At 66.5% G+C, this 7,771-nt stretch carries 7 protein-coding genes and 1 pseudogene; all 8 read right to left on the bottom strand.

The window, feature by feature from the left end; genetic code table 11:
* Positions 1–345: pseudogene (locus CHB74_RS22540) on the bottom strand (hypothetical protein); the annotation flags it as partial.
* The gene (gspI, locus tag CHB74_RS18410; RefSeq protein ID WP_089217562.1) at positions 342–815 is read right to left on the bottom strand and encodes a type II secretion system minor pseudopilin GspI; all 474 of its coding nucleotides are present in this window, start codon (positions 813–815) and stop codon (positions 342–344) included. The gene gspI and the pseudogene CHB74_RS22540, both read right to left, overlap by 4 nt.
* A complete protein-coding gene (locus CHB74_RS18405; RefSeq protein ID WP_425442218.1) occupies positions 802–1,344 on the bottom strand; it encodes a GspH/FimT family pseudopilin in 543 nt (180 codons plus the stop codon). The genes gspI and CHB74_RS18405 overlap by 14 nt, the downstream gene beginning before the upstream one ends.
* A 22-nt stretch (positions 1,345–1,366) precedes the next feature.
* Positions 1,367–1,960 (bottom strand): type II secretion system major pseudopilin GspG, encoded by a 594-nt coding sequence (gene gspG / locus CHB74_RS18400; RefSeq protein ID WP_342746617.1) that lies wholly within the window; start codon positions 1,958–1,960, stop codon positions 1,367–1,369.
* An 8-nt stretch (positions 1,961–1,968) separates the two neighbouring features.
* Positions 1,969–3,198 (bottom strand): type II secretion system inner membrane protein GspF, encoded by a 1,230-nt coding sequence (gene gspF, locus CHB74_RS18395; protein WP_089220971.1) that lies wholly within the window; start codon positions 3,196–3,198, stop codon positions 1,969–1,971.
* Positions 3,191–4,678, bottom strand: coding sequence for a type II secretion system ATPase GspE (gene gspE / locus CHB74_RS18390; RefSeq protein ID WP_483863797.1), 1,488 nt, complete (start codon positions 4,676–4,678; stop codon positions 3,191–3,193). The genes gspF and gspE overlap by 8 nt, the downstream gene beginning before the upstream one ends.
* 41 nt (positions 4,679–4,719) lie before the next feature.
* Positions 4,720–6,906 carry a type II secretion system secretin GspD gene (gspD, locus tag CHB74_RS18385; RefSeq protein WP_089220969.1) on the bottom strand — a complete coding sequence of 729 codons (2,187 nt, stop codon included), beginning with the start codon at positions 6,904–6,906 and terminating at the stop codon, positions 4,720–4,722.
* On the bottom strand, positions 6,903–7,751 hold the full coding sequence (locus CHB74_RS18380; protein ID WP_089220968.1) for a type II secretion system protein N: 849 nt from the start codon (positions 7,749–7,751) through the stop codon (positions 6,903–6,905). The genes gspD and CHB74_RS18380 overlap by 4 nt, the downstream gene beginning before the upstream one ends.
* Between the last annotated feature and the right edge of the window lie 20 nt (positions 7,752–7,771).

Here is a 7,771-nt window from a genome sequence, read left to right as displayed (position 1 = left end):
CATCAGTTCGACAAGCGTGAAGCCGTGTTCGGCGGAACGCCTCACGGGCGTGAAGCCGTGTTCGGCGGAACGCCTCACGGGCGTGAAGCCGTGTTCGGCGGAACGCCTCACGGGCGTGAAGCCGTGTTCGGCGGAACGCCTCACGGGCGTGAAGCCGTGTTCGGCGGAACGCCTCACGGGCGTGAAGCCGTGTTCGGCGGAACGCCTCACGGGCGTGAAGCCGTGTTCGGCGGAACGCCTCACGGGCGTGAAGCCGTGTTCGGCGGAACGCTGCGTAAGATCGAAGCCGTGTTCGGCGGAACGCCGCGTAAAATCGGACCCGTGTTCGCCGCGATGCTCGTTCATGGCATCGGCCTGAACACGGTGAGCGCGCCGGCTGGCTGGCCGTTATCATCCACCACCGCGATGTCGATCTGCTGCAGGTTTACCTGCGTCGCGCGGATGGAACGGCGGGTCCAGCGCCAGGCGCGGCCCGCATTTTCCTGCACGCCTTTGGTTTCGCCAAAGCTGGGCGCCACCGGATCGGTCAGCGCCTCCACCGCCAGATTGCGCGCGACGATCTGCCCGATGGTTCGATCCGCAAGCGAGGCCGTGCTGGTCAACGTCGCCCCTTCCAGCCGCAACAGCGCGAGCGCCGCAATGCTGAAAACCGCCAGCGCCACCATCAGTTCGATCAGCGTGAAGCCGTGTTCGGCGGAACGCCTTGCGGACGTGAAGCCGTTCTCGGCAGAACGAGCAAAGGGCCTGAAGCCGTTCTCGACAGAACGGACAACCGGAGCGAAGCCGTGTTCGGCGGAACGATCAGGAGCCGACATGAATCGTGCCGTCCCCCTCGATCCGCACTGTGGCACGCGCGGAATCCCGAACAAGCGTCACGTCCAGCGGCTCGGAAAAGCCCGTGGTGTCGAAAATCACGCGTGCACGCCCGGCATCGCCGACAATGGCCTGCGCGCCTTCCCATCGACGGTCCTCGAACGGCTTCTCGTCGATCGGCCGCCAGCCGCGCCGGTCGCGCTGTTCGAAGCCATAGCCGTCCGCCGAAACCCACAGCGCCATTTCATGTGCCTCGATGATCGCCGCATCCTGCGCGGCGCGGGCGCGCGCGGCAAAACGCTCCGCCTCGTGCCGCACATCGCCACGCGGATCGGGCATCGCCAATACCACCGCCCCGGTCAGCAGGCCGATGATGGCGATCACCACCATCAATTCGACAAGCGTGAAGCCGTGTTCGGCGGAACGCCTCACGGGCGTGAAGCCGTGTTGGGCGAAACGCCTCACGGGCGTGAAGCCGTGTTCGGCGAAACGCCTCACGGGCGTGAAGCCCTGTTCGGCGAAACGCCTCACGGCCGGAACCGCAGGATCGCGCCTAGTTCCAGTTGCCGATATCGGCATTGTCCGCCTCACCGCCCTCGCGGCCGTCGGCGCCATAGCTGTAGATGTCAAAGGCGCCATGCTGGCCGGGCGACGCGTACTGATAGGCGTTGCCCCACGGATCTTCCGGCAGCTTCTTCACATAGCCGCCACGGCGGTAACGTTCGGGCCGCGTGAGCGAGGCGGGCGGCGATATCAGCGCCTGCAACCCGTCCGCCGTGCCCGGATAGGTCAGATTATCGAGCCGGTACATTTCCATCGCCTGCTCCAGCAGCGCGATATCGGCCTTGGCCTTCTCGACCCGGGCCTTGTCGCCGCTCGGTAACACGTTGATCGCGACGATCGTCGTCAGCAGGCCGATGATGACGATCACCACCATCAGTTCGACAAGCGTGAAGCCGTGTTCGGCGGAACGCCTCACGGGCGTGAAGCCGTGTTCGGCGGAACGCCTCACGGGCGTGAAGCCGTGTTCGGCGGAACGCCTCACGGGCGTGAAGCCGTGTTCGGCGGAACGCTTGTCGCGCGCGACATTCGCTCCACGCCCACGCCGTACGAGCTTGCGTTCATTTTCAATTTCAACGTGTTCCATGGAAATCCTCATACGCCCGCGAGCGTGTCGAGCTGAAGAATGGGAAGCAGGATGGACAGCACGATCAAAGCGACGATGCCGCCCATCAGCACAATGATCGCCGGTTCCAGCAGCGATAGCGCGGCGCTGGTAAACGCATCGAATTCCCGTTCGAGATATTCCGCCGCCCGCTCAAGCATGATGTCCAGCTTGCCGGCGGCCTCGCCCGATGCCGTCATGTAAACCAGCAGCGGGGGGAAAACGCCTGCCCGCCTGAGCGCAACGGAGAGGCTGCCGCCGCCCCGGATCGCTTCGACGATATCGTTGCCCGCCGTACGCAGCACACGGTTGTGGATGGTCCCAGTGGTCAGCGACAGGCCTTCGAGCAACGGCAACCGGCTGGAAACCATCGTCGCGAGCGTCCGCGCCATGCGGGCCGCGTGGAGATCGCGGACCAGGCGTCCGATCAACGGCACCCCCAGAATGAAACGATCGACCGCCAGCCGGATATGGTCTTCCCGGAGCGCGCGCCAGCCGATCACACCAAGCCCGGCCAACGCGATCAGCAGCGCCCACCACCAATTTTGCAGGAAGCTCGATATGCTGATCACCATCCGCGTCAGCAGCGGCAGTTCCTGCCCGACGCTGTCGAACTGGGCGACGACCTGCGGCACAACGAAGATCATCAGCGCGAACACGACGCCGACCGCGACCAACGCCAAAATGGTCGGATAAGCCAGCGCCGTCAGCACTTTCGCGCGGACGGCGGCCTGCCGTTCGAGCAATTCGGACAGCCGGTCCAAAATCGTCGGCAGCGTGCCGGAGCTTTCACCGGCGGCCACCATCGCGCGATAGAGCGGCGGGAAGCTCTTGGGTTCGCGCGCCATCGAATCCGACAGGCGGCGCCCTTCCACGACGCCGCCATGCACCGCTTCCAGCACCCGCCTTACGTGCGGTTGCTCCGCCTGACGGGCGATCGTCCGCAACGCTTCCTCCAGCGGCGCGACCTGCGCGAGCGTCGCGATCTGGCGGGTGAACAAGGTAAGTTGCTTGGCCGAAAGGCGACGCTTCAGCCCTGTGCCACCCGCCCGCGACAATAAAGACGGCGCAGGCGCGCTTTCCGATCCCTGCTCGATGCGGACGACATAAAGCCGCCGCGCCTCCAGCTTGGCCCGGCCTTCGTTGGAACTGTCGGCCCGCACGCTGCCACGGCGTTCCCGCCCGCCGGTATCGAGCGCGACATAATCGAAGCTAGGCATCGACCGCCTCGCGACGGCTGATCCGCACCGCCTCCTCGGCCGTCGTCAGCCCATCGATCACCAGTCCGCGCGCAGCCGACGTCAGCGTCGGCGCATTGCGGAAGGCATGGGCGGAAATTGCCGCTTCGTCCCCGCCGGCATTGATGAGGCCCCGGATCACATCGTCGACGCGCACCGCTTCGAACACGCCGACGCGCCCCTTATAGCCGGTGTGGTTGCACTGGTCGCAGCCCTTCGCCTCGTAAATGGCCGTTGCCGGTGCGATCCCGAGCAGCGCGGCCACCGAAGCCGGCGCCGGGACTTCATGACGGCAATGCGGGCAAAGCCGCCGCACCAGCCGCTGCGCAATCACCGCGCGCAGGGTGGAGGCCAGCAGGAACGGCTCCACCTTCATGTCGCGCATGCGGGTGATGGCCCCGATCGCATCATTGGTGTGGACGGTGGAAAGCACGAGATGGCCGGTCAACGACGCCTGCACGGCGATCTCCGCCGTCTCGCGATCGCGGATTTCGCCGATCATCACCACGTCCGGGTCCTGACGCAAAATGGCGCGCAAGCCCGCCGCGAAGGTGAGGCCCACCTTGGAATTGACCTGCGTCTGGCCGACACCCTCGATCGCATATTCCACCGGATCTTCGACCGTCAGAATATTGCGGCTGCCGTCGTTCAACAGGCGCAGGCCGGCATAGAGCGTCGTCGTCTTGCCCGATCCGGTCGGGCCGGTGACGAGGATGATGCCATTGGGCTCGGCGATCGCGTCGCGAAACACCGCGAGAATGCCGGGCGGCATGCCCAGCACGTCAAGCGCGATCCCCGCATTCTCCTTGTCGAGAATACGGAGCACCACGCGTTCGCCCGCTCGGCTCGGCAGCGTCGAAACGCGCACATCGAGCAGTTTGCCGCCCAAAGTGAGGCCAATACGTCCGTCCTGCGGCACACGGCGTTCGGCAATGTCCAGCCGGGCCATCACCTTGATGCGGCTGACGACGACCGGGGCGACATGCGGCGGCATGCGCAGCGTTTCGCGCAGCACGCCATCGATCCGCATGCGAACGACCAGGCCGGTTTCATAAGGCTCGATATGGATGTCGGACACGCCCTGGCGCGCGGCATCGGCGATGATGCCGTTGATCAGCCGGATCGCCGGGGCATCGTCGGCGGAATCGAGCAGGTCGTCCGCCGTCGGCAGATCGTGCGCCAGTGCCGACAGTTCATCGTTCAGGCCGAGCGACCCGGCCGCGTCGGCTGCTTCCTGCCCGCCCATCGCATAGGCTTCGGAAAGGATGCGATCGAACCGTTCGGCCGAAACCTTCTCCACCGCGAACGGCCTGCCGAAAAAGCGGCGCAGTTCGATCAGCGCGCGCGCATCGCCGCCATCCTTCAGCGCGACGGTCAGTTCATCCGCGCCGCCCGCCAGTGCCACGCCGAAACGACGGGCAAAGCCATAGGGAATGGCCAGCGGGGCCGACAGTTGCGGCAAGGGATCGTCCGCGCGCGCCGCTTCGTTGCCGCGTTCGATCTTCACCGTTGCCCCTCGGTCGGCGCCACGGGCACGGGGCGGACGACCTCGGTCGAACTGCGCATCGTCGGCGTGATCACCTGCGGCTGCACGGGCACGCCCGCATCGCCAGTCACGGCCGGGATCGGCGGCTGAACGCCCATATATTCGCGCACCATCTCGTCGATGGTCGGCTCCCGCTCGGGCCGCTGCGCCGCCTGCATGCCACGGATATAGCCGTAACGCTGCTCGGCCAGCGAGCGCGCATCCGCAGCGCTGCGGATGATGCGCGGGCGGATGAACACCATCAGGTTGGTCTTGACCCGCGAACGCGAGCGCGACTTGAACAGTTCGCCGACGACGGGGATATCGCTCAGCAGCGGGATCCGCTCGATCGTCTTGCGCTCATTGTCGTCCAGCAGGCCGCCCAGCGCGATGATCTCACCATCATCCACCGTGACGGTCGTCTCGATCTCGCGCTTGTTCAGCACCAGTTCGCTATTGTCGTTGGAAACCGGGCCAGCGATCGAACTCACTTCCTGGCGCAGGAACAGCTTGATCGCGCCGCCGGCGTTGATCTGCGGCTTCACTTCCAGCTGGATGCCGACATTCTGGCGCTGCACGGTGCGGAAGGTGTTGTCGAAATTATTGCTGAGCGCCTGCCCCGTCGTCACCGGAATTTCCTGACCGACCAGCAGCTTGGCTTCCTGATTGTCGAGCGTCATCACCGATGGCGTCGACAGGATGTTGGATTCGGTGTCGGAACGGACCGCGTTCACGATCGCGCCGAAGATCATGCCATTGTCGGTCTTGCCGCCGAGGCCGAAGAAGCCGCCGCCGGCGCCGAGAATGGAATTGACCGCCGCCTGCGCCAACTGGTCGGCGACTTCGCTGGAACCCGTGGTCGTCGTCTTGGTGCCATCGGTGGCGACCGTCGTCGTCGTCGGCGCGAGATCGCGCGCGCCAATCGCGCCCGCGATGGTCAGCAGGTTCGGTGCCGTGTTCGAATAATTGGTCGCGGCGAAGGGGATGGCGCTGCCTTCCACCCCACCGAGCAGGAACTGGACGCCCAACTTGCGCGCCGCATTGTCCGAAATCTCGACGATGATCGCTTCCACCAGCACCTGTTCGCGCCGCGTGTCGAGCTGGCGGATCACTTCGCCCAATGTGCGCTGCATGTCGCTGGTCGCCGATACCACGATCGCGTTCGCGCCCTCGAAGCGCGCGATCACCGGCTGCCCCTTGCCCACCGGCGCCGCGCTGGCGGAAGCCGGCGCGACCGCCGCCTCCGCCCCGCCGCCGGCATTGCCGGGCGCAGCCGCCGCCTTGGTGGACGAAGTAGCCGGCGTCACCGGCTGGCCGACAAGCTGTTGCAGCACCGGCAGCAATTGCCCGGCATCGGCATGTTCGAGGAAGATCACGCGGATCTCACTGCCGCTTGCCGCGCGGCGATCGAGATCCTCGGCAATCTGGGCGAGGCGCGCCACGGTGCGGGGATCGCCCCGGAGCGCGATGGAATTGGAACTGTCGATGGCGACCACCGAGATGCCGGGGCCCGCCGCCGCGGCAGCCGCGCCGTCTCCGCCGCCACCGCGCGCCGCACCGGCCAGCGCCTGCAGCGACTGCGCGATCTCCCGCGCGCCGGCATTGCGCAGCGCCACCACCCGCGTCGTCGCAGCATCCCGGTCGATGCGGCTCAGAAGATCGCGGATACGGCGGATATTGTCGCCGAAATCGGCCACCACCACGGCGTTGCCGGTGCGATTGGCGGTTACCGACCCTTCGCGGCTGACGAGCGGGCGGATCGTTTCCATCGCCGAAGCAGCGTCGATCGTCTGGAGCCGGAAGACCTCGGTCACGAAACTATTGTTGGAACTGCCCCGCGTGCCGACCCGTCCGGGCTGGGCGGCCGCCGTATCCGCCGGCTGCACCCGGAACGCGCCACCGGCCGTCGGCACCGCAACCAGCCCGTTGGCGCGCAGGGTGGAAAGAAACACTTCCAGATATTCCGCGCGCGAAAGCGGCCGATCGGTCACGACCGAAACCTTCCCCTGCACGCGCGAATCGATGATGAAGGTGCGGCCGGTGACGCGGGCGGCATCCTGGATGAAGGCCCGGATATCGGCATCGCGAAGGTTGAGCATCTGCTGCGCGGGCAAGGGCGATGCCAGCGCGAGAGCCAGAGCAGAAACCAGAACCAAACGCTTCATTGACCCGCCTTCACCCGGAGCGCGACGATGCGCCCACCTCGTTCAACTTCGACGGCAACCTCGCCGCCCTGCGACAAGCGCGACTGGAGCTGATTTGCAGCCCCGGCATCGCCCACACGCTGTCCTTCAACCGATACCAGCACATCACCGGGTTGTAGCCCGGCGGCACGAAATGCGGCGCCACCGCCCTTGGGCTGCAGCACCACGCCCGTCACCGCCCCGCCCTGAAGGCGCGGCGTCGCCTGCGTCTCGTCCATCAGCGAAAGCGGCGGCGGCGGCGCGCCGGCAATCATCGCATCGGTCGGCAAGCCCGCCAGCCCCGGCCCGACCGGCGCACCGGCGGCCGGTGCCGGCGTCGCGCCTTCGGCCGGGGTCGACTGGTCAAGATAAACCATTTCCTCGGCCGCCCCGCGCTGCACGGTGATGCTGTCGAAGCCCACCGCCTTCAGCGTCACGCCCGGCATGATTTCCTCACCCACGGCAAAGCTCGCCTGACTGCCGTCCGGCAGGCCGATGATCGCGGATCCCCGGCCCGATGCCTGATCGGCGCGCGTGCCGAACAGCGAGATGTCGAGCGCCGTGATCACCACGGGGCCCTGCGCATTGCTCAGCCGGAAAAAGGGATCGAAACTGCCGAGGATCGTGGCGGACGCACCCGTCCCATCGGCCGCCGCTCCCGCCCGCCAATCGCCCACCGGATCGACCGGCGTGATCGCGGCATAAACGAGGCGCGCGCCCTGGACCGCGAGAAGCGCGATCAACGCGACTTCCGCGAGATGATAGACCGAATAACGCGGCAACCGGCGCAAAAGACGCTGTGCGCGCCGGTCGAGAGACAATTGCATGAATACCAACCCCTCGCCGC

Source organism: Edaphosphingomonas laterariae (assembly GCF_900188165.1).
Lineage (GTDB): Bacteria > Pseudomonadota > Alphaproteobacteria > Sphingomonadales > Sphingomonadaceae > Sphingomonas_E > Sphingomonas_E laterariae.
This window is presented reverse-complemented; position numbering and strand designations above follow the sequence as displayed.

Bases quoted from the DNA above. Each gene is read 5' to 3' on its own strand.
- gspI (WP_089217562.1), bottom strand. From the start codon at position 815: ATGTCGGCTCCTGATCGTTCCGCCGAACACGGCTTCGCTCCGGTTGTC.
- gspG (WP_342746617.1), bottom strand. From the start codon at position 1,960: ATGGAACACGTTGAAATTGAAAATGAACGCAAGCTCGTACGGCGTGGG.
- gspF (WP_089220971.1), bottom strand. From the start codon at position 3,198: ATGCCTAGCTTCGATTATGTCGCGCTCGATACCGGCGGGCGGGAACGC.
- gspD (WP_089220969.1), bottom strand. From the start codon at position 6,906: ATGAAGCGTTTGGTTCTGGTTTCTGCTCTGGCTCTCGCGCTGGCATCG.
- CHB74_RS18380 (WP_089220968.1), bottom strand. From the start codon at position 7,751: ATGCAATTGTCTCTCGACCGGCGCGCACAGCGTCTTTTGCGCCGGTTG.